This window comes from Paracoccus suum, from assembly GCF_003324675.1.
Taxonomy (GTDB): domain Bacteria; phylum Pseudomonadota; class Alphaproteobacteria; order Rhodobacterales; family Rhodobacteraceae; genus Paracoccus; species Paracoccus suum.
Window position 1 is genome coordinate 652,734 of the sequence record NZ_CP030918.1, and the last position, 21,444, is coordinate 674,177.

General features: G+C 67.5%; 19 protein-coding genes, 1 tRNA gene and 1 riboswitch. Of the genes, 5 read left to right on the forward strand and 15 right to left on the reverse strand.

From position 1 onward, the window contains the following. The first annotated feature begins 81 nt into the window (after positions 1-81). Positions 82-1,386, forward strand: a complete 1,305-nt coding sequence (gene ccrA, locus DRW48_RS03195) for a crotonyl-CoA carboxylase/reductase (RefSeq protein ID WP_422385745.1) — start codon at positions 82-84, stop codon at positions 1,384-1,386. Between the two features lie 57 nt (positions 1,387-1,443). On the opposite strand, the gene DRW48_RS03200 is transcribed toward ccrA, so the two are convergent. From DRW48_RS03200 to DRW48_RS03220, 6 genes are all read right to left on the reverse strand, one after another. Continuing rightward, complete coding sequence (locus DRW48_RS03200; protein WP_114075148.1) at positions 1,444-2,286, reverse strand: DUF2268 domain-containing putative Zn-dependent protease; 843 nt, start codon at positions 2,284-2,286, stop codon at positions 1,444-1,446. After that, positions 2,286-4,928 (reverse strand): DNA translocase FtsK, encoded by a 2,643-nt coding sequence (locus tag DRW48_RS03205; RefSeq protein ID WP_114075149.1) that lies wholly within the window; start codon positions 4,926-4,928, stop codon positions 2,286-2,288. The genes DRW48_RS03200 and DRW48_RS03205 overlap by 1 nt, the downstream gene beginning before the upstream one ends. A gap of 1 nt (position 4,929) precedes the next feature. Further along, a complete protein-coding gene (locus DRW48_RS03210) occupies positions 4,930-6,126 on the reverse strand; it encodes an aminotransferase class I/II-fold pyridoxal phosphate-dependent enzyme (protein ID WP_114077331.1) in 1,197 nt (398 codons plus the stop codon). A 109-nt stretch (positions 6,127-6,235) separates the two neighbouring features. After that, positions 6,236-7,561 (reverse strand): amidase, encoded by a 1,326-nt coding sequence (locus DRW48_RS03215; protein ID WP_114075150.1) that lies wholly within the window; start codon positions 7,559-7,561, stop codon positions 6,236-6,238. A gap of 126 nt (positions 7,562-7,687) precedes the next feature. Then, a complete protein-coding gene (locus DRW48_RS15835) occupies positions 7,688-7,861 on the reverse strand; it encodes a hypothetical protein (protein ID WP_162784663.1) in 174 nt (57 codons plus the stop codon). A gap of 474 nt (positions 7,862-8,335) precedes the next feature. Further along, complete coding sequence (locus tag DRW48_RS03220; RefSeq protein WP_114075151.1) at positions 8,336-9,277, reverse strand: GlxA family transcriptional regulator; 942 nt, start codon at positions 9,275-9,277, stop codon at positions 8,336-8,338. Positions 9,278-9,370: 93 nt separating this feature from the next. Between DRW48_RS03220 and bcoG the strand changes: the two genes are divergently transcribed. The 3 genes from bcoG to DRW48_RS03235 are packed head-to-tail and all read left to right on the forward strand — an operon-like array spanning position 9,371 to position 12,691. After that, on the forward strand, positions 9,371-10,294 hold the full coding sequence (bcoG, locus tag DRW48_RS03225; protein ID WP_114075152.1) for a 3-dehydrocarnitine:acetyl-CoA trimethylamine transferase BcoG: 924 nt from the start codon (positions 9,371-9,373) through the stop codon (positions 10,292-10,294). After that, the gene (locus tag DRW48_RS03230; protein WP_114075153.1) at positions 10,291-11,706 is read left to right on the forward strand and encodes a carnitine 3-dehydrogenase; all 1,416 of its coding nucleotides are present in this window, start codon (positions 10,291-10,293) and stop codon (positions 11,704-11,706) included. Before bcoG ends, DRW48_RS03230 begins: the two co-directional genes overlap by 4 nt. 16 nt (positions 11,707-11,722) lie before the next feature. Then, on the forward strand, positions 11,723-12,691 hold the full coding sequence (locus DRW48_RS03235; RefSeq protein ID WP_241963358.1) for a GlxA family transcriptional regulator: 969 nt from the start codon (positions 11,723-11,725) through the stop codon (positions 12,689-12,691). Here DRW48_RS03235 and choX read toward each other — a convergent pair. The 3 genes from choX to DRW48_RS03250 form a co-directional block, all read right to left on the reverse strand. Beyond that, a complete protein-coding gene (gene choX / locus DRW48_RS03240) occupies positions 12,680-13,618 on the reverse strand; it encodes a choline ABC transporter substrate-binding protein (RefSeq protein WP_114075155.1) in 939 nt (312 codons plus the stop codon). The genes DRW48_RS03235 and choX overlap by 12 nt on opposite strands. Positions 13,619-13,917: 299 nt before the next feature. Continuing rightward, positions 13,918-13,993 (reverse strand) — tRNA-Ala (locus DRW48_RS03245). Positions 13,994-14,030: 37 nt separating this feature from the next. Next, a complete protein-coding gene (locus tag DRW48_RS03250) occupies positions 14,031-14,474 on the reverse strand; it encodes a thioredoxin domain-containing protein (RefSeq protein ID WP_114075156.1) in 444 nt (147 codons plus the stop codon). 274 nt (positions 14,475-14,748) lie between these two features. Between DRW48_RS03250 and DRW48_RS03255 the strand changes: the two genes are divergently transcribed. After that, positions 14,749-15,126, forward strand: a complete 378-nt coding sequence (locus tag DRW48_RS03255; RefSeq protein WP_199286145.1) for a hypothetical protein — start codon at positions 14,749-14,751, stop codon at positions 15,124-15,126. Between the two features lie 2 nt (positions 15,127-15,128). Here DRW48_RS03255 and DRW48_RS03260 read toward each other — a convergent pair whose 3' ends face one another. The 6 genes from DRW48_RS03260 to DRW48_RS03285 form a co-directional block, all read right to left on the reverse strand. Next, positions 15,129-15,437: an excalibur calcium-binding domain-containing protein gene (locus DRW48_RS03260; protein WP_114075157.1), complete on the reverse strand. Its 309-nt coding sequence runs from the start codon at positions 15,435-15,437 to the stop codon at positions 15,129-15,131. Positions 15,438-15,527: 90 nt separating this feature from the next. Next, positions 15,528-18,365 (reverse strand): aminomethyl-transferring glycine dehydrogenase, encoded by a 2,838-nt coding sequence (gene gcvP / locus DRW48_RS03265; protein WP_114075158.1) that lies wholly within the window; start codon positions 18,363-18,365, stop codon positions 15,528-15,530. Between the two features lie 4 nt (positions 18,366-18,369). Next, a complete protein-coding gene (locus DRW48_RS03270; protein WP_114075159.1) occupies positions 18,370-18,738 on the reverse strand; it encodes a VOC family protein in 369 nt (122 codons plus the stop codon). 3 nt (positions 18,739-18,741) lie between these two features. Then, entirely contained in the window at positions 18,742-19,101 is a 360-nt protein-coding gene (gcvH, locus tag DRW48_RS03275) for a glycine cleavage system protein GcvH (RefSeq protein ID WP_114075160.1), read from the reverse strand. An 8-nt stretch (positions 19,102-19,109) separates the two neighbouring features. Then, the gene (gene gcvT, locus DRW48_RS03280) at positions 19,110-20,237 is read right to left on the reverse strand and encodes a glycine cleavage system aminomethyltransferase GcvT (protein WP_114075161.1); all 1,128 of its coding nucleotides are present in this window, start codon (positions 20,235-20,237) and stop codon (positions 19,110-19,112) included. Between the two features lie 151 nt (positions 20,238-20,388). Next, positions 20,389-20,481, reverse strand: a riboswitch (glycine riboswitch). Positions 20,482-20,532: 51 nt separating this feature from the next. Continuing rightward, positions 20,533-21,444 carry a glycosyltransferase family 2 protein gene (locus DRW48_RS03285; RefSeq protein ID WP_114075162.1) on the reverse strand — a complete coding sequence of 304 codons (912 nt, stop codon included), beginning with the start codon at positions 21,442-21,444 and terminating at the stop codon, positions 20,533-20,535.

A 21,444-nucleotide genomic window follows, 5' to 3' on the forward strand; every position in this document is an offset into this window, starting at 1 on the left:
GGCCCAGTCACGGCAGTTGCATCACCCTGTCCCCGCGGCTAGTCGGGTGACGCGACGCCCCCCGCATGAGGAGCCGGCCTGGTGCCCGACCACCGCTCGTCCATTGCCCCCTACGACGCGGCGGAAAAGCGCCTCTATGCGGTTGGCGAGATGCCGCCCCTCGGCTACGTGCCGCAACAGATGCACGCTTGGGTGATCCGCCCCGGCCAGCACGGCGCGCCCGACATCGCCATGCAGCCCGAGATCGTCGATGTGCCCACGATTGACAGTTACGAGGTGCTCGTCCTCGTGATGGCCGCAGGGGTCAATTATAATGGCGTCTGGGCCGCGCTCGGCCAGCCGGTCAGCCCGTTCGACATCCACCGCCAGCCCCTGCACATCGCCGGCAGCGACGCCGCAGGGATCGTCTGGGCGGTCGGCGACAAGGTCAGCCGCTGGCGCGTCGGCGACGAAGTGGTGATCCACTGCAACCAGGACGACGGCGACGACGAGGAGTGCAACGGCGGCGATCCGATGTTCAGCCCCAGCCAGCGGATCTGGGGCTACGAGACGCCGGACGGCAGCTTTGCCCAGTTCACCCGCGTTCAGGCGCAGCAGTTGCTGCCCCGCCCGCGCCATCTGACGTGGGAAGAAAGCGCCTGCTACACGCTGACACTCGCCACCGCCTACCGCATGCTCTTCGGCCACCACCCGCACGAGCTGAAACCCGGCCAGACGGTGCTGGTCTGGGGCGCGTCGGGCGGCCTGGGGTCGGTGGCGATCCAGCTGATCAATGCCGCCGGCGCCAGTGCCATTGGCGTCATCAGCGATGAGGACAAGCGCGACTTCGTCATGGGCCTCGGCGCCAAAGGCGTCATCAACCGCAGCGAGTTCGCGTGCTGGGGCCAGTTGCCACAGGTGCACACGCCCGAATATCACGCCTGGCTGGCCGAAGTCCGCCGCTTTGGCGCCGCGATCTGGGCGATCACCGGCAAGGGCGAGAACGTCGACATCGTGTTCGAGCATCCCGGCGAGGCGACCTTTCCGGTCAGCACCTTCGTCTGCCGCAAGGGCGGGATGGTGGTGATTTGCGCCGGCACCACCGGGTTCAACTGCACCTTTGACGTGCGCTACCTGTGGATGCACCAGAAACGCCTGCAGGGCAGCCACTTCGCCCATCTGAAACAGGCCGCCGCGGCGAACAAGCTGATGCTGGAGCGGCGCCTTGATCCCTGCATGAGCGAAGTGTTCCCATTTGCCGAAATCCCCGCCGCGCACATGAAGATGCTGCAGGGGGCGCACAAGCCGGGCAACATGGCCGTGCTGGTCCAGTCCCCCCGGACCGGCCTGCGCACCTTCGAGGATGCGTTCGAGGCCGGCCGCATGTCGGGACGGAACTCGGACTAAGGGTCGCTGCGTCAGTGGCTTTGATCGAACGGCCCGTTCTTCGGCCCAGATGATCCCCTATGCCTGCGGCGCGGGCATCTCGCGGTCCTCTGCCTGGGCAAGGCGCCGCATGTCCTCGCGAAACCTATCCACCGGGGCGGAGGCCAGCGAGGCCGGGGTGGCGTCCGGATGCCGCTCGAGATGCGCGGCGATCAGGCGGTGGCCGAGGCCGTAGCCGGCCCAACGGCGCATCGTTCCCTTGCCAAAGAACCAGGCCGCGTGATCGTGGTCGCGCTGCGACCAGCCATTCATCGCCCGCCGCGACAGGCCCGGCGAGGGCGGGGTCATGTCCCAGGGATCTGGCGCGCCGCCCAGCACCTGCACGACGAAATGCCCCGCCAGCCCCTCGCTTACCAAGGCCTCGCCCAGGCTGTGGCCATACCCGGGACCATCCCAGCGGATCAGGTGGTGGATCTCGTGGATCAGGGTGCGCACAAAGCGCTCGCGATTGTAGCGGGGCGGATCGATGGTGATCTCGATGACGCCCGGCATCGGTGCGCAGCCGCCAAGGCCCCATTCGGCGATCCCCGCGCCAGGCTGGCCGCGGACGATCAGGTCGAAATCGGGCACCGCGGTGACTGCCGAGGCGAGCGCAACCGCCTCGCGCGCGGCCACGCGCAGGTCGGACAGAATAGCTGTCAGCCCAAGGCGCGCGTTCAGCGGGTGCAGGTTCCAGATGGGAAGGGGACAGAAGACCGGCGCGGCCTCCGGCACCGGTGCAGGCGCGTCGGCTGCCTTCTCGACATCGACCACGGCGACGGGACCCTCAGCACCATCGGGCACCGCTACGCCCGCGGCCGAAGCATCATCCGTCGCCGCCGCTTCGACGGCTGCGTCCTTGTCGTCGGGCTGCCCTGACATCAGACCTCCGGCACCAGGACTTCGCGCTTGCCGACATGGTTCGCCGTTGACACCACACCCTGCTCTTCCATCTGCTCGACCAGTCGCGCGGCCTTGTTGTAGCCGATTGCCAGCTTGCGCTGGATGTAGCTGGTCGAACATTTGCGGTCCTTGGCAACGATCGCCACCGCCTGATCGTAAAGCTGATCGTCGCCGCCGTCCCCGCCAAGCCCGAGGACCGCGTCAATATCGACCTCGCTGTCGTTGTCTCCACCGGAGACGACGCCGGACATATAGCTGGGCGGCCCGAAGGACTTCAGGTGGGTGACGATCTCCTCGACCTCCTCGTCGCTGACGAACGGGCCATGAACGCGCGTGATCTTGGACCCGCCCGCCATGTAGAGCATGTCGCCCTGCCCCAGCAGTTGCTCGGCCCCCTGCTCGCCCAGAATGGTGCGGCTGTCGATCTTTGACGTGACCTGAAAGCTGATGCGGGTCGGGAAGTTCGCCTTGATGGTGCCGGTGATGACATCGACCGAGGGACGCTGCGTCGCCATGATCAGGTGGATGCCGCTGGCCCGAGCCATCTGCGCCAGGCGCTGGATGCAGGCCTCGATCTCCTTGCCGGCGACCATCATCAGGTCGGCCATCTCGTCGACGATCACGACGATATAGGGCACCGACTCGGGCATGAACTCTTCGGTATGGAACACCGGCTCACCGGTATCCTCGTCAAAGCCGGTCTGGACGGTGCGGCGGAACATCTCGCCCTTGGCGAGCGCCTCGCGAACGCGGCCGTTGTAGCCCTCGATGTTGCGCACGCCCATCTTGGACATGCGCCGATAGCGGTCCTCCATCTCGCCCACGACCCATTTCAGGGCGACAACTGCCTTTTTAGGGTCGGTGACAACGGGAGAGAGCAGGTGCGGGATGCCGTCATAGACTGACAGCTCCAGCATCTTGGGGTCGATCATGATCAGCCGGCATTCCTCGGGCGTCAGCTTGTAGAGCAGTGACAGGATCATGGTGTTGATGGCAACCGACTTGCCGCTGCCGGTGGTGCCGGCGATGAGCAGATGCGGCATCTTGGCGAGGTTGGCGACCACCGGCTCGCCGCCGATGTCCTTGCCCAGTGCCAGCGGCAGCGGCTGGGTCCCGTCACCATAAGCGCGCGCTGCCAAAATCTCGCGCAGCACGACCTTTTCGCGGCGGGCGTTAGGCAACTCGATGCCGATGACGGTCCGGCCCGGCACGGTGCTGACGCGCGCCGACAGGGCCGACATGCTGCGGGCGATGTCGTCAGACAGCCCGATGACCCGGCTCGCCTTGAGGCCGGGCGCAGGCTCCAGCTCATAAAGCGTCACCACCGGGCCGGGGCGCACCTCGGTGATCTGTCCCTTGACGCCATAGTCGTCCAGCACCGCCTCCAGCATGCGGGCATTTTCCATCAGCGCTTCCTGGCTCAGCTGATAGCGCTCGTTCGGGACGGCCGCGCTCAGCAGCGACAGGGGCGGACGTTCGTAATGGCTGTCCTGGGCCGACAGGGGCAGTTGCGGCTGCGCTTCGGCCCGCGCCTGGCGCGAGGGCGCTGGCGCACGCGAGGGAGCGACGACCACGCGGCTGCGCCCTTCGCCAAAAGGCGCGGCCGCCGGGCCGTTCGGGACGATCACATCGGTGTCGTCCAGATCATCGGCCGACCAATCGCCGGCCGAGCCGGTATTGCTGATGGCGCGCACAGGCTTTGGCCGGGAAAGGCGCGCGGTGACGGCGGCCAGCACGCTGCTGCGGATGCTTTCCGGCTCGGGCGCAGTGCCGTCCCATTCGACCTCGTCCTCGACCAGCTCCGGTTCCAGCACCGGTGCCGCGGGGCGTAGCCGCGACAGCAGCCCGCGCCGTGGGGCATCGCCGCTCATCGCGTCGGCGAGGGCGGCACCCGAGACCTCGCCCTCGATCTTGCGGGTGCGGCGGGCGGCGGCCTTGGCCTGCACCCCGCGCGCCGCGGCGACCGAGGCGACGGCGCCGCGGCCGAATACGGTCATCGCCATGGCATAGGCCGTGGCGAGGCCGGCGGCCAGGAAACGGCCGACGGACAGCAACTCGCGTCGGTCAAAGCCCAGAACGAAGGCGCCGAACACCAGTGTCGCGATCGCGACGCCGGCTTCGAGAAACCGGATGCCGATGGCGACCGGCAGTGGCAGCATGTTCAGGATCGCGCCGGTGACCATGTCGCCGAAATGGCCGCCGAGGCCGTAATTGGGCGTCCAGCCCGTGGGTGGCGTCATCGCGGTCGCCCAGACCGAGACAAGCGCCACCAGAATCGGCAGGAAGATCGCGCGCATGACGCGGTCCTCGCCCCGGTGCGTCATCAGTCGTAAACCCCAGACGAGGCCGCCCGCGACCAGGGCCCAGGCGCCCTTGCCAGCGATCATCAGCAGGGCCGAGGCAACATAGGCACCGATCCCGCCCAGCCAGTTCGCGGCAGGCTGGTCGGTCGCCGCCAGAAAGCCGGGATCATCCGGCGAAAAGCTGGCGAGCATCATCGCAACCGCGATGCCCAGCGTGATCAGCACCGCACCGACCAGTTCCTTGCCCCGGCGCTCCAGCGCGGCCTGGGTGTTCTGGTCGAACAGCGGATCGCGGTGTTTCGCTTGCCAGCTGGCCATCTTACCCCCTCGCCCCGTAGAGCGTGTCGCGCAGCCGCGTCAGGGCAGCCTCGGTCGTCGGCGCGTCATCGACGAGTGCCACGCGGATATAGCCGTCGCCCGGATTGCCCGTCTCGGTGTCGCGCGAGAGGTAAGCTCCTGGCAGGACCTGGATGCCGGCGTTGCGCCACAAATGGACGGCCGCGGCCTCGCCATCGCCCAGCGCCTCGGGCACCGGCAGCCACAGGAAGAATCCGCCGGCGGGCGAGCGATAGCCAGGCACGTTGCCAAGGATGCGGTCGGCGATGGCGTATTTGTCCTGGTAGAGGGCGCGGTTGGCGGTGACGTGCTCCTCGTCCGACCACGCACGCTCGGACACGCGCTGCAACGGCAGGGCGACCGGCGCGCCCGAATAGCTGCGTAGCACCCGCAGGCGGGCGATCTGATCCGGTCCACCCGCCGCGAAACCAGAGCGAAGGCCCGGCAGGTTCGAGCGCTTGGAGAGCGAGTTGAACATCACGACGCGGTGCGGCAGCCCCATGCGATGCGCAACCGCCAACGCGCCCGGAGGCGGCGCATCGCGCCAGATCTCGGAATAGCACTCATCGGCAAAGACGAGGAAATCATGCTTTTCCGCCAACTCGATCAGCGTCTGCAGATACCCCTCGGACGCGATCGAGCCTTGCGGGTTGGCCGGCGAGCAGATGTAAGCGATCGCCGTGCGCGCCAGCAATTCGGGCGGCAGGCCGGCGTAATCGGGCTGGTCGTCGGTGTGGGCCGAGGCCGGAACGAACACCGCCTCGGCGCCGACCGCGGCGGCGGCGACGGCATAGACCTGATAGAATGGGTTCGGGATCAGGATCGCAGGCTGCGCCCCCGCCTTTTCCTGCGGGCAAAGAGCGAGCGCTGCGTTGAAAAGCCCCTCGCGCGAGCCGTTCAGCGCTGTGATCTGCGACGGGGGGACGTCAATCCCGTAACGCGTTGAAAGCCAGCCAGAAATCGCAGCCAGCAGTTGCGGCGTGCCCTCGTTCGGCGGGTACTTCGCCAACTCGCCAACGGACGCGTCCATCACCTCGGGCACCCATTCGGGAAAGGCGTGGCGCGGCTCGCCGATGGTCATGATAACGGGGTCGCCCCCCGGCTCGATGCCCGCAAGAAGCTTCCGCAGGCGCGGAAACGCGTATTCCGGCAGGTTCGCGAACCGCTCGGGTGATGCCATGTCTGCCTCGCTCGTCGGGGTCATCTCGCCCCGTTTGTGTGTCAAGGTAACGAAATCGCGCGTGTCCGTCCAGCACGCGGCAGGGCGGCGTGGGAAATTCTGGGCTGCCTCAGGCGAGGGCCGCCTCCAGCGCGTCGGCAACGACCAGCAGGCGGCGGTCATCGCCGACCGCGCCCATGGCCATCAGGCCGCACGCGGGCTGCTGGGTGGGCAGGCTGATGCCCGGCAGCCCCAGCAGGTTGCCAATGCGCGTGTTGCGCAGCGCCAGGATATTTTCCGCCGCGAAGAACGCCTCGTCCCCTGCCAGCTTTGCCGCATCGGGCGGCAAGATCGCACTGGTGGGCAGCAGCACCGCGTCATACCCCGCCACCGCCTCGGCCCAGCGAAGCCGCAGCCTGTTCAGCTGGTCCCAGCCCGCGACATAGTCGGCGGCCGATACATCGCGCCCGGCCCGGAACCGGGTCAGGATCGGCGGATACATCACGTCAGGCGCGATCTCGATCTGCGCTTTCCACAGCCCGTAGGCCTCGGGGGTGAACAGCACGGGGGTCAGGGCCGCGGCCTCGCGCACGCAATCAGGCGCGGCGCGGCTGATGCGGGCGCCTGCACGGCCGAGCGTATCGATCGCCATCTCGAAGGCCGCTGCCGGCGCCTCGCGGATCTCGTCAAAGGGCAGTCCCTCCAGCACCAGCAGGCGCAGATCACCGATGCCGAGCCCGTCCAGGTCGGGTGCCTTTTGCCCGGCCAGCAGCGCGAAAATCGCGGCGCAATCGGCGACGTTGCGGCCGATGGGTCCGATTGCGTCGAACCGCCGGCAGAGCGGCACCACCCCCTCGGCCAGCAGCGCGCCCGGCGTCGGCTTGAAGCCGGTCACGCCGTTCCACACCGCCGGCAACCGGATCGAGCCGCCAGTGTCGCTGCCGATGGCAGCCGCCGCGAGGCCGAGCGCAACGGAAACAGCCGCGCCGCTGCTGGAGCCGCCGGGCGCGAGGTCCGGGTCATAGGCATTCGGCGGCGTCGCGGTCGAGGGGTTCACCCCCAGGCCGGAAAAGGCCAGCTCCGTCATATGGGTCTTGCCGAGGCAGACCAGCCCCGAGGCCGTGGCCGCCGCCAGTGCCGCCGCATCACGATCGGGGACGCGCCCGGCAAGCAGCCGCGAGCCTGCCTCGGTCGCAACCCCGGCGCTGTCGATATTGTCCTTCCAGCTGAGGGCGACCCCGTCCAGCAGCCCGCGGCGCAGACCGGCCCGCGCCCGGTCATGCGACGCAATCGCCTCGGCCCGTGCGCGCTCGGGCGTCATCCGGGCATAAATGCGCGTGCCATAGGGATGGGCCGCGGCGGCGGCGAGGTAAGCCTCGGTCTGGTCCACCGGGTCCAGCACGCCGGCCATCATCGCCTGCCCTTGCTCGACCGCAGTCGCCTTCAACCAGTCCATGCGCATCCCCCTTCCCGGCCAGGCGCACAGGCTAACCCGGCACACATCCGCCGCGCAACGCGCCACAGACCGGGGCAATCACTTAGGATGGTGAGCGCCCGCGGTGGTCGGTCCGACGCAACGATCCTAACGCAGCGCGCCCTCCCCCGGCGCCGCATAGATCGATTCCACGATCGGGTTGCTGGCCAGTGAGGGCAGGTCGGATGGCGCGACCTCGACGATCCAGCCGCGAAGCTTGTTGGCGTCACGTACCGTGACCGGCAGCGTGTCCAAGGCGGTGGCTACACGCCAGATACCCATGGAGAGACCTCTCGGCGAAGAGACGCGGGCAGGAATTGGCAGCCATGAAATGCAAAATTTTTCGACGCTTGGCCCGAAATGACCGGAACGCTGATTCGTTTGGAGATCGACTGCCTATTGTAGACAACATGCTAAGAGAATACCCGAGCGAAAGGCTGCCATTTTTGAAGGATCACACTGCGAACGCTTTGGCTATGGGGAGGGAACAGGTTTGCTTGTGGCACAAAAATATCTTATAAACTTTTTGGTAGATTGCGGAATTAGTTTGGGATTTAAAATACCTTTACGCCGTGAGTCAAAGGAGCCCCAGTCAGCTTCCAACATCATGGCGGCCATTGCCGGATGTTGCCAGATATCGGATCCACGGCAAGGAGCGCTTAATTTTAGTATTGGGGCGAAGATTGGCCGGTGGCGGATAAATCGCGCTCCCTTCCCCCTCCTCCAAGCTGCTCGGAAAGTGAAGTTCTAAATTTTCTATGGGTTTAGTGGTTGCGCCAAAGAAATTGACCGGGATTTTCCTGCCTGCCTGAGCGGCTGCCCAAAAGCTTGGCGGTGGGCCTTGCTCAGTGCTGGCGCCCCCGAATACCCGCACCGTAACGCGATTTCCCGCAGGTTCAGGTCGGTGCTGGCCGCCATATCCCTCGCACGGGCGAGGCGGAGCATCTGGAAGTAGCGGCCGGGCGCCATGCCGACCTCGAACCGGAACATGCGATCAAGCTTTCCCAGCGAAACGCCGGCCTCGGCTGCGATCCGCTCCAGCGGCGGCGCGGCCTCAATCTGGCTGGACATCAGGGCGACGATCTGGCGTAGGCGGGCGCTGCCGCTGCCCGGAAGGCGGGCGCGGGGCTGGTCGGGCGTCAGGCTGGCGTCGTGCAGGAACATGTTGGCCGCGAGGAAGGCGTTGGCCTGTCCGAACCGCTCGCCGATGAAGACCAGCATCAGGTCGAGCGCCGCCGACGCGCTGCCGCAGGACCAGATGCGGCCTTGGGTGACGTGCTTGTCGGGAGCGACCTGCACCTCCGGGAAGGCCTCGGCGAAATCCGCAAGCAAGGACCAGTGAAGCGTGGCGCGCTGGCCTGACAGCAGGCCAGCCGCGGCGATGATCCAGGCGCCGGTATCGGCACCGACGACAATCGCCGCCGCGCGCGCAAGGCGCCGCACGTGGCGGGCATGCCTGGCATGGTCCGCATAGCCGTAGCCCGCCACCAGGATCAGCATGTCGTACCCCGTTGCCGCTGGACCGTCGGGCGCAATCTGCAGCCCGCTCGAGGAGCGGACCGGCCGTTCATCCGGCGTCAGCACCTGCCAGCTGATATCGTGGCCGGTCTGGTCGCGCACGGCACGTAGCGGCTCCAGCAGGCACGACAGGACCATGTTGGAAAAGCCGTCGAACAGAAGGAAGCCGACCCGCGTCATCAAAGTTGATGGTATTGGACAATTTCGAGTGGATAAAGACAATCTTTGGCGCGGCTGGCCGCCCTAGGATGCCGCCACAAGAGGGAGAGAGCGATGCCGCTGAGCATGAACAAGGATGTCTTCATCACCTGCGCGGTGACTGGTTCCGGCGCCACGCAGGACCGCTCACCCCACGTGCCGCGCAGCCCGGCGCAGATCGCCGAAAGCGCCATCGAGGCGGCCAGGGCCGGCGCGGCAATCGTCCATTGCCACGTCCGCGACCCGGAAACCGGAAAGCCTGCGCGCGACCCCGCCCTTTACCGCGAAGTGACCGAGCGGATCCGCGATTCATCGGTCGACGTGGTCCTGAACCTGACCGCCGGGATGGGCGGGGACATCATTTTCGGGCCGCCCGAGGCGCCATTTCCGGTCAATGCCGCGGCCACCGACATGGTCGGCGCGACGGAACGAATGGCCCACGTCGCAGAATGCCTGCCGGAAATCTGCACCCTCGATTGCGGCACGATGAACTTTGCCGAGGCCGATTACGTCATGACCAACACGCCCGGCATGCTGCGCGCTATGGGCGGGATCATGACCAGCCTTGGCGTAACGCCCGAGATCGAGGCCTTTGACACCGGCCATCTGTGGCTCGCCAAGGAACTGGTGCGCGAAGGGGTGCTGAACAGCCCGGCTCTGGTCCAGTTGTGCATGGGCGTGCCCTGGGGGGCACCGAACGATTTGAACACTTTCATGGCGATGGTAAATGCGGTGCCGACCGACTGGTGCTGGTCGGCCTTCAGCCTCGGCCGCGACCAGATGCCCTATGTCGCAGCATCGGTGCTGGCCGGCGGCAATGTGCGCGTCGGGCTTGAGGACAACCTGTGGCTCGGCAAGGGGCAGCTTGCGACCAACGCGCAGTTGGTTGAACGGGCGGCCAACATCATCGAGGGCATGGGCGGCCGGGTGATCGGTCCCGATGCGGTGCGTGAGAAGCTGGGGCTGACCAAGCGCGCGCCGCGGGCGGCGGCGGCATGAAGGCCGCGATCGTCGGTGGTGGCGTCATCGGTGGCGGCTGGGCCGCGCGCTTTCTTCTGAACGGCTGGGACGTCGCGGTTTTCGACCCGGACCCGGAGGCCGAACGCAAGATCGGCGAGGTGCTGACCAACGCGCGCCGCGCCCTGCCCGCCGTCTATGACCGCGCCCTGCCGCCCGAGGGGCTGCTGAGCTTCCATGCCGACATGGCAGATGCGGTCGCCGGAGCAGCCTGGGTGCAGGAGAGCGTGCCCGAGACGCTGGCCCTCAAGCACAAGGTCCTGCCCGCAATCGCCGCTGCAGCGCCGGATGCGATCATCGGCTCCTCGACCTCAGGCTTCAAACCGTCCGAGTTGAACGCGGGCGGGACCGCCGCCATCGTCGCCCATCCGTTCAACCCGGTCTATCTGCTGCCGCTGGTCGAACTGGTCGGCGATCCCGCCACCTGCACCAAGGCCGCGGAAATCCTGCGCGGCATCGGCATGTTCCCCCTGCACATCCGCAAGGAAATCGACGCCCATATCGCCGACCGTCTGCTCGAGGCCGTCTGGCGCGAGGCCTTGTGGTTGGTCAAGGACGGGATCGCCACCACGGAGGAGATCGACGAGTCCATACGCATGGGCTTTGGCATCCGCTGGGCGCAGATGGGCCTGTTCGAGACCTACCGCATCGCCGGGGGCGAGGCCGGGATGGCGCATTTCATGGCCCAGTTCGGCCCGGCCCTCGCCTGGCCCTGGACCAAGCTGATGGACGTGCCCGAATTCAACGACGAGCTTGTCGCGCTGATCGCGGGCCAGTCCGACGCGCAATCGGGTCACCTGTCGATCCGCGGGCTCGAACGGCTGCGTGACGACAATATCGTCGGCATCCTGCGCGCGCTGCGCCGCTCCGGCAGCGGCGCAGGGGGGGTAATTACCGCGCATGAGGAATCGTTGCCCGACCTGGGCCAGCAAGACGGCCTGCCGGTGACAATGCGTCGGCCGGTGCCGGTGACCTGGACCGACGCGAACGGCCACATGAACGAGACGCATTACCTCGAGGCGGGCTCGCTGGCCTCGGACCGCTTCATGGCGATGGTCGGTGCGGATGCCGACTATATTGCTGCCGGCAAAAGCTATTTCACCGTCGAGAACCACATCCGCTACCTGGACGAAGTTCTGGCCGGCGAGATGCTGACGGTCACGACGCAGGTCCTGGCGGGCGAGGGCAAGCGGCTGCATCTGCTCCACCGCCTGTGGAAGGATGGCAAGCGCTTGTCCGCAACGGTCGAATCGCTGCTGCTGCACACCGATCTGCAGACCCGCCGCACCAGCCTGCCGGACGAGGCCGTTGCCCGAAAGCTGGCGGACTGGGCCGCGCGCCATGCCGGGATCGAGGCCGAAGGGGCAGGCCGCTTCGTGGGGCAGCGGCCGTAAGGCTGCGCGAACCGGCGTGATCTTCCAACCCAACACGGCGCCGCTGGACGTCACGGTCCTCGTACTGCCCGAGGCTTCGCTGATGAGCCTCGCGGCCACGGTCGATCCTATGCGCGCGGCAAACCGCATTACTGGCGGCACGCCCTATCGCTGGCGCGTCGTATCGATGGACGGCCAGCCCGTCGCGACCAGCGGCGGGTTGATGGTTCAGGTCGACGCCGCCTTTCAGCCTGCGCAGGATTGCGACCTGCTTCTCGTCGTGGCCGCGTTCAATGCTGCCCGCCACGCCACCGCACCCACCTTGGCGGCGGTGCGGCAAGGCGCCCGACGGGCGCGGATGGTCGGCGGGGTCGAATCCGGCAGCTGGGTCCTCGCCCTGGCCGGGCTGCTCGACGGGCGCGCGGCCACCACCCATTGGGAGGACCTGGAGGATTTCGCCGCCCGCTTTCCGCAGATCAAGGTGCTGCCGGATCGCTGGGTCGTGGACGGCTCTGTCGTGACTACCGGGGCGGCTGCACCCGCACTGGATTTCATGCTGGCGCTTATCCGCGCCCGCCAGGGGATCGGCGCCGCGATGAACGTCGCCAGCCTTTACGTCTATGACGAGGTGCGACTGCCGACCGACGCGCAGCCTTTGGTGTCGCTGGGCCGGATCGACTGCCTGGACCGCCGCGTGGCTCGCGCGATCCGCCTGATGGAGGAGCATGTGGATACGCCGCGCACCGTCGGTGCGATCGCGACCGAGATCGGCTGCTCCAGCCGCACGCTGGAATTGCTGTTTCGCGAGGCGGTCAAGACTTCGCCGGCCGACTATTATGCCTCGCTGCGCCTGCAGGTCGCGCGGCGGATGATCGTCGACACGGACCTGTCGATGGTCGAGATCGCCATCCGAACAGGCTTTTCGTCCATCTCGGCGCTATCGCGGGCCTATCGGCGGCGGTTCGGGCATCCCCCGACCGCCGCCCGGCGCGCGTTACAGTCCTAGCGCCTTTTTCGCCGCCGGCAGCGCAGGCTCGCCGGTGAAGGTCGTCACGCCGTCCAGCCAGCCATCGAGGGCGGCCGGGTTCTCTTTCAGCCAGCGTTCTGCGGCCGCAGCCGGCTCCAGCCCGTCATCGAGGACATAGGCCATCATCTTGTCCTCGGCTTCTACGGTGAAGGCGAGGTTCGACAGGAACTTGCCGAGGTTCGGACATTCGGCCGACAGGCCCTTGCGGGTATCGGTCAGCACCGTCGCCGCACCATCATTCGGCCCGAACATGTCCTTGCCGTCGGTCAGGTATTCCATTTCGTAGCGGACGTTCATCGGATGGGGGCGCCAGCCAAAGAACAGGATGTCCTTGCCACCATTGATGGCGCGTTCGACCTGAGCGAGCATGCCCTGCTCGCTCGACTCGACCAGCTCGAACTTGGAAAGATCGAAGGTGTTGTCGGAAATGGCTTTCAGAATGGTGGTGTTGGCGCTACTGCCGGATTCGATGCCGTAGATCTTGCCATCCAGCTTGTCCTTGAACTTGGCAATGTCGGCATAGGTCTTCAGCCCGGCATCAAAGGTCGTCTTCGGTACCGCGAAACCGATCAGCGCGCCTTCCAGGTTGGGCCGGACGACCTCGATATCTCCGGCATCCACCAGCGGTTTCTGGATCGGCTCCTGCAGCGGCATCCAGTTTCCGAGGAAGACGTCGGTATCGCCCTGCTTCAGCGATTCAAAAGTCACCGCGACGGAGAGGATCTGCGTCTCGGGTGCATAGCCGAGAGCTTTCAGCACGGTACTGGCGGTGGCAGTCGTGGCGGAAATATCGGTCCAGCCGACATCGGAAAAGCTTGGGGTCTGGCAGGTCTCGGGTTCCGCGGCATAGGCGTGCGGGGCCGCGGCGATACAGGCGAGCATGGTAGCGACGAGCTTGCGCTTCATTTCTTGACCTCCGGGTTTGGACTGGCCGCGCGGTCCGGCGGCATGCGCGAAGCATAGCGCGGATCGGGAGGCGCACTTATCCGGATGCGTGGTTTATTTGGCCGATTGCGAAACAAGCCAAGGTCAAGGAGGCGATGCGAGGGCGTGCCTTGCTGATAGATCGAAGCGCTGTTCTGTGTTGGACCCAACACCAAATGAGCGGCCCGCAATCGCACATTAGCCTCCGGCCGCTTGTGCAACGGTGAGCGGCGAAGAAGGGGCGCCTTCCGCAGGACAGGTTACCCAAAAAATGGATACGGTGGTGGAGCAGAGGGGGATCGAACCCCTGACCTCGTCATTGCGAACGACGCGCTCTACCAACTGAGCTACTGCCCCGCACCGGGGGGCGATTTGGACCGGCGGCGGCGGCTTGTCAAGCGGTGTTCAGGCGCAGGAAGGTGGCAATCTCGGACGCCGGGCGCAGGCCCGGCAGGCGGGCGATCTCGCGGCCGCGGTGCCACAGGATCAGCAGCGGAATGCCCTGGATGCGCAGGCGCTGGCTGACTTGTGGAAACGACTGGGTGTCGATCTTGGCAAACCGGACCTGACCAGTGAACTGGGTGGCGGCGGCGGCGAGGTTCGGAGCCATGGCCCGGCATGGCCCGCACCACGGCGCCCAGTAATCGACCAGCAGCGGCACATCATCCGCCCCGGCGGCCTTGTCATGGATGGCAAGGTCCAGCTCGGCCACCTTGCCCTCGGCGAGTCGCGCGCCGCAGGTGCCGCATTTCGCCTGCCCAAGCCGCGCGAGAGGAACGCGGTTTCGCTGCCCGCATACAAGGCATGTCAGAGTGGCGGGATCGGGAGTGCTGGGCATGATCGACCTCGGATTGGATGTCGGTGATGTGGGAACGCGGCGGGCGGCGAGCAAGTTCGCGGCTTGTCGCGGACGTCGGATGGCACACGGTGGGACCATGTGGTCCAGTGGCGCGGCGCGGACTAGGTTGATCCCAACTCCATAAAGGACAGCCAGTGGCCGATCTGACTAATCCTAACGATCCTGCCGGTCCGCGTCCGCAGAGGGGCCCAGTGGCTCGCGAAGTCGGTTCGTTGATGCTCGCTCGCAGCCGCCCGCATCAAGGCGCGATGTCTTGACTGCGCGCCTGCCCGCGCCACTTAGCGCGCAACTCGCCGCGCTTGGGCTGATCGAGAGTGGCGACGACGGTTTTCTCCCGCCGCCGGAGGTGTCGGCCACCGCCGCCGAAGGGCTGCGTTTGCGGGCGTTGCACGGGCGCGGCGGCACCGAGGTCGGGCTTGCCCGCGCGATGGGATTAGCGGCAAGCCGGCCGGTCCCGCCAGTCGAGATGCGGGTCATCGCCGCATGGTTTGCGCGGTTCGCCTACCTGCATGGCAAAGGCGCCTGGGACGACCCGCAGCGCCCGTCCACCGGCTTTATCGCCTGGCAGCTCTGGGGCGGGGACCCCGGGCGGGCCTGGGTCGAGGGGCTGCGCCGGGACTGGGGCGGCTGAAGCTATTCGCAACCGATCCCGTCGCGGTCGCGGTCAAGCCGCGGGTGGTAGCCCGGATCGCCCCTGTGCACCGGGGCCGCCCCCGCGGCGCGCGCTGCGGCGCAGTTCCGGTAGCCGCTGGCCGGGGCTGCTGGTCTCTTGCCCCCACCCGCTGCGCGCGGCGCAGCGGAGGCGCCCTTGCGATGACAGTGATAGTCCCCGGTCTTGCGGTTGTAGTGACAGCCTTCTGCGTTCAGGCCGCCGGGATGGGCCAGAAGGGGTCCCCCGCCAACGGCGAGGGCCGCAAGCGCAATGATCGTGGCACGAATCATTGGGCCCTCCCGTTAACCGTTCGTTAAGAATGGTTAACGGGAGGGCGCTGTGACAAGCGCGGTGATCTAATCCCGGCGCGCCCGCTGGTTTTATTCGGCCGCCTGGGCGTAGTCCTCCAGCGGCGGGCAGGTGCAGATGAGGTTGCGGTCGCCCGCGACGTTGTCCACCCGGCCGACCGGCGGCCAGTATTTGTCCACGCGGAAGCTGCCGGGGGGGAAGCAGCCCTGCTCTCGCGGGTAGGGACGGTCCCAATCGCCGACCAGATCCTCGACCGTGTGCGGGGCGTGCCGCAGCGGCGAGGCGGTGGCCTCGACGCGCCCCTGGGCGACGTCCTCGATCTCGGTACGGATGGCCAACAGCGCGGTGACAAAGCGGTCCAGTTCGGCCTTGGTCTCGGATTCGGTCGGCTCGACCATCAGCGTGCCGGTCACCGGCCAGCTCATCGTCGGGGCATGGAAACCGTTGTCGATCAGGCGCTTGGCGATGTCGTCGACGGTCACGCCATGGGCGGCAAAGGGCCGGGTGTCGAGGATGCACTCATGCGCGCAGCGGCCCCGGTTGCCGAGGAACAGGATCGGATAGGCGCCTTTCAGACGGGTGGCGATGTAGTTGGCGTTCAGGATCGCCACGCGGGTCGCCTGGGTCAGGCCGGCGCCGCCCATCATCAGGATATAGGCCCACGAGATCAGCAGGATCGAGGCGCTGCCGAACGGCGCCGCACTAACCGCGCCGCCATCCGCCGCCTGCGGATCGCCTGGCAGGAACGGCGCCAGATGCGCCTTGACGCCGATCGGCCCCATGCCCGGCCCGCCCCCGCCGTGTGGAATGGCAAAGGTCTTGTGCAGGTTCAGGTGGCTGACGTCGCTGCCGATCTCGCCCGGCTTCACCAGACCGACGAGGGCGTTCATGTTGGCGCCGTCCAGATAGACCTGGCCACCATGCTCGTGGGTGATGCGGCAGACGTCCCGCACCGTCTCCTCGAACACGCCATGGGTGCTGGGATAGGTGATCATGCAGGCCGCCAGACGGTCGCCCGCGGCCTTGGCCTTGGCCGCGAAGTCGTCGAGGTCGATGTCGCCGGTCGCGGTGGACTTGACCACCACGACCTCCATTCCCGCCATCTGCGCCGAGGCCGGGTTGGTGCCATGGGCCGAGACCGGGATCAGGCAGACCCGGCGCTGATCGTCGCCATTGGCGCGGTGATAGGCCAGGATCGTCAGCAGACCGGCATATTCGCCTTGCGCGCCGCTGTTCGGCTGCATCGAAAAGGCGTCATAGCCAGTGATGTCGCAGAGCTTCGCCTCAAGGTCCGAGAGCATCGCGCCGTAACCGGCCACGACCTCCTTCGGCGCGAAGGGGTGGACGTCTGCAAACTCCGGCCAGGTGATCGGCATCATCTCGGCGGCCGCGTTGAGCTTCATCGTGCATGAGCCGAGCGGGATCATCGCCCGGTCCAGCGCGAGGTCGCGGTCCGACAGGCGGCGCATGTAGCGCATCATCTCGGATTCGGCCCGGTTCATCTGGAACACCGGGTGGGCGAGGTAGTCAGACGTGCGAACCAATCCCTCCGGCACGCCCTCGGGGGCTTCGGCGGGCAGTCCGGCGTCGCGTCCAAAGGCGACCTCCAGGAGGCGGTTCAGCACTTCATCGGTCGTCGTCTCATCGACGCTGATGCCGACGCGATCATTGCCGACCTTGCGCAGCAGGATGCCGTTCTCGCGCGCCGCCGTCAGGACCGCGGTCTGGCCGATCCCGACCTCGACGGTCAGGGTGTCGAAAAAGCTGTCGTTGACGATGGTGGCGCCGGCCTCGCGCAGGGCTGCAGCGAGGCGCGCGGTGCGCTGGTGGATGCGGGTGGCGATGGCGCGCAGGCCCTTGGGGCCGTGGAACACGGCATAGAACCCGGCCATGACCGCCAGCAGCGCCTGCGCGGTACAGACGTTGCTGGTCGCCTTTTCGCGGCGGATGTGCTGCTCGCGCGTCTGCAGCGACAGGCGATAGGCGCGGTTGCCGCGCGCGTCGACGCTGACGCCGACGATCCGGCCGGGCATCGAGCGTTTCAGCGCGTCCCGGCAGGCAAAGAAGGCGGCGTGGGGGCCGCCATACCCCATCTGCACGCCGAACCGCTGGGCGCTGCCGACAGCCATGTCGGCGCCCATCTCGCCCGGCGATTTCAGGACGCAGAGCGCCATCAGGTCGGTGGCCACGATGGCAAGGCCGCCCTGCGCGTGGACCGCCTCGATCGGCGCGGTAAGGTCGGTCAACTCGCCATAGGTGCCCGGATACTGGAAGATCGCGCCGAAGATGCCCTCGGGGACCTCATTCGCCCGGCCGCTGACAACCTCGATCCCCAGAGGCTCGGCGCGGGTGCGCAGCACGGCCAAGGTCTGCGGGTGCAGCGCCTCGTCGGCAAAGAAGCGCAGCGATTTCGCCTTGGCGGAACGTTGCGCCATGGTCATCGCCTCGGCTGCCGCCGTTGCCTCGTCCAGCAGCGAGGCGTTGGCCACGTCGAGCCCGGTCAGGTCGGTGACCATGGTCTGGTAGTTCAGCAGCGCTTCAAGCCGGCCCTGCGCGATTTCGGGTTGGTAGGGGGTGTACGCCGTGTACCAGGCCGGGTTTTCCAGGATGTTGCGCTGGATCGCCGGCGGGGTGACGGTCCCGTAATAGCCCTGCCCGATCAGGCTGACCATGCGCGGGTTAGCCTTGGCCAGATCGCGCATCTTCGAGAGCAGCTCATGCTCGGAGAGCGAAGGCCAGTCGAGCACGTCCGCCTGGCGGATCGAGCCCGGCACGGTCTCGTCGATCAGCGCCTCCAGCGAGCCGAGGCCCAGCGCCGAGAGCATCTCGGTCATCTCGGCCGGCGACGGGCCGATATGGCGACGGTTGGCGAAATCATAGGGATCGTAGTCGGTGACTGGGAGGGACATCGGGTCAACCTTCGTGATGGGCGTCGGTATGGGCGAGGACGTTGATCAGGTTGCCCTCGGGGTCGCGCAGGTAAAAGCGGCGCACGCCCCAGGGCTCGGTCACGGGGCCGTAGACGGGCGCTGCCCCCGCCGCGCGAGCGGCGGTCTCGACCGCGTCGAGGTCATCGACGGCGATCGAGATGGCTGGCATCGCGGTCCCCGAGCCACCCTCGGACGCGGTGTGCAGCTCGATCTCCGGGCGGGCATCGCCCTTCAGGAAGGCGATCCAGCCCATCTCGAGCGGGATCGCCAGCCCGAAGACGTCGCAGTAAAAGCGCGCGAGCCGCACGGGATCGGTGGCGGGCAGGTTGGCGATGATGCGCCGCACCGCCATGGATCAGCCGATCAGCGCCTGATAGCCGGCCTCGTCCATGAAACCGTCCGCGGCACCGGCCTCGGCCGGCTTGATGCGAAAGAACCACGCGCCCATGGCGTCGGTGTTCACGCTGCCCGGATCGGTGCCCAGCACGTCGTTGACGGCGGTGATCGTGCCCGCCAGCGGGGCGGTGATCTCGGACGCGGCCTTGACCGATTCGATCACCACGATCTCGTCGCCCGCAGCGACCTCGCGGCCGACCTCGGGCAGGTCGATGAACACCACATCGCCCAGTTGCTCGGCGGCATGGTCGGTGATGCCGACGACAAGCTCGTCGCCCTCGGGGCGCAGCCACTCGTGATTTTCAGTATAGCGCAGCATGGCAGACCTCAGCGTTTGTAGGAGGGTTTGACGAAAGGCATGGGGGCGATCGTAACCGGAACGCGCTTGCCGCGCAGTTCCGCATAGATGGTCGTGCCATCGGCCAGGTCGGCCGGCAGGATGGCGCTGGCGATGGGCGCGCCGACGGTCGGGCCAAAGCCGCCCGACTGGACGGTGCCGATGGACTCGCCGCCGGTCTCGGCCGCGAACAGGGGCACGCCCTCGCGGATCGGGGCACGGCCCTCGGGGCGCAGTCCGCGGCGGATCGCCTTGGCGCCTTCTGCAATCTCGGCCAGGACCTTGTCCGCTCCGGGAAAACCGCCTGCCCGCGGCCCGCCGGTGCGGCGCGCCTTGGGGATCGACCAGCCAAGGCCAGCCGCGGCCGGCGTGGTGTTCAGGTCCATGTCATGCCCGTAGAGGGGCATTCCAGCCTCGAGCCGCAAGGAATCGCGCGCGCCAAGGCCGATCAGCGCCACCGCCTCGTCGGCCAGCAGCGCCTCGGCCAACTCGACCGCACGATCCGAGGGGACCGAAATCTCGAACCCGTCCTCGCCGGTATAGCCCGAACGGCTGACCCACAGCGTGGCGCCGTCCCAATCGAGCTCGGCCACGTCCATGAAGCGCATGTCGGCAGCGCCCGGCACCAGCCGGGCCAGAACGGCCTCTGCCTCGGGGCCCTGCAGCGCCAACAGGGCGCGGTCGCTGACGACCTCGACCGCGACGCCATCGAGGGTTTGCAGATGGGCGATGTCCTGATCGGCGCAGCCGGCATTGACCACGAGGAACAGGTGATCGCCCTTGTTGGCGATCATCAGATCGTCCAGCACGCCGCCATCCTCGCTGGTGAAGAGGCCGTAGCGCTGGCGTCCCTCGGCCAGCCCGATGACATCGGCAGGCACCAGTGTCTCGAGGATTTCGCTGGCCGGGGCGCCCCCGGGGGTGCCCCGCACCAGCACCTGGCCCATGTGCGAAACGTCGAATAGCCCGGCCTTGGCGCGGGTGTGCAGATGCTCGCCCATGACGCCCAGCGGATACTGGACCGGCATCTCCCAGCCGGCAAAGGGCACCATGCGCGCGCCTTGCGCCACGTGCAGGTCGTACAGCGGGGTGCGCCGCAGCGCGGATTGATCGGTCATCCCAGCCTCCCGGTCCGGCCGCGCGCCATGCGGGCCGGCGTCATCGATGCGGGTCCGATCGCCCGCCGATGCCCCCTCTGTCCTTTGCGCCTGAGATCGTTATCCCTTCGGCGGACGCGGCCTTGCGGCGCGCGCCTTCTCTCCAGAGTCCGTCACGGAAACGGTCTTTTCGCCTGAGAGTTTACCGGGGCGGTTGCTCCTTCGGCCCCGGGCGCTGAGGCCCGGTGTCTCCCGATTTCCGTGCCAGCGGCGTAGCCGGGCGGCAGGATTCTGGCAAGCCCCTTGTAAGCGGCCCCTAAAGCCGGCCGAGGGCCACCGCCGTCCAGAACACCGCATCGCCGCTGAAGCCTTGGCGATAGACGCCAGCCCGGCGCATGGCGCGGGCGGTGGCCAGTGAGCTGCGGGCGGCCAAGCCGGTTTGCAGCGCCGCAAGCTGGGCGCGGTGGGTTGGCGTGAGGCGCGCAGCCGAGGCCGCAAGCGCCGCCGCCTGCGATGCCATCAACCCGCGCGATTGGCCGCGCAACAGCCGCAACCCGCGCCGCGCCAACGCGACCGGGCCCCGCCCGGCGCCAATCTGGTTCGATCCATGCTGGCGGTAATCCATCGCCGGCTCGGGGTCGAACAGGACCCGCCCGCCGATGCCGGTAATCATCTGGTAGGCCCACCAGTCATGCAAAGGCGGCGCGCCGCCATCCGCCAGTGCCGCGGTCAGGGCTGCGACGCCGGCCGGGTTCAGCACCATGGTATTGCCGCTGGCGATGTTCTGCACCAGCGCGTTGCCAAACCCCGGTGGGCGCGACAGCCCGCGCGAGAGGCCAATGGGGTCCAGCGCATCATCCACCAGCCGCGTGCGCGCGGCGTAGAGGGCTGGTCCGGCCGATGCCGCCAAGGCCGCATCCGCGCGGGACACCTTGTCCGCGTACCAGACATCGTCCTGATCGCAGAATGCGGCCGACATCCCCGCCGGCACCAGCGGAAGCATCGACAGGAAATTGGCGGCAAACCCCCGCCCCGGCCCGCGCCGAACAGTCACGCGTTCCGGATAACGGGCCGCAAACCCCTGCAGTAGCGTGCCGGTCGCGTCGGTCGAGCCGTCGTCGCTGGCGATCAGCTGCCAGTCCGCGGTCTGCGCAGCAATGCTGTCCAACTGCGCCGGCAGGTGACGGGCGCCGTTGTAGGTGCCCAGCAGGATTGCCGTCGTCGCCAC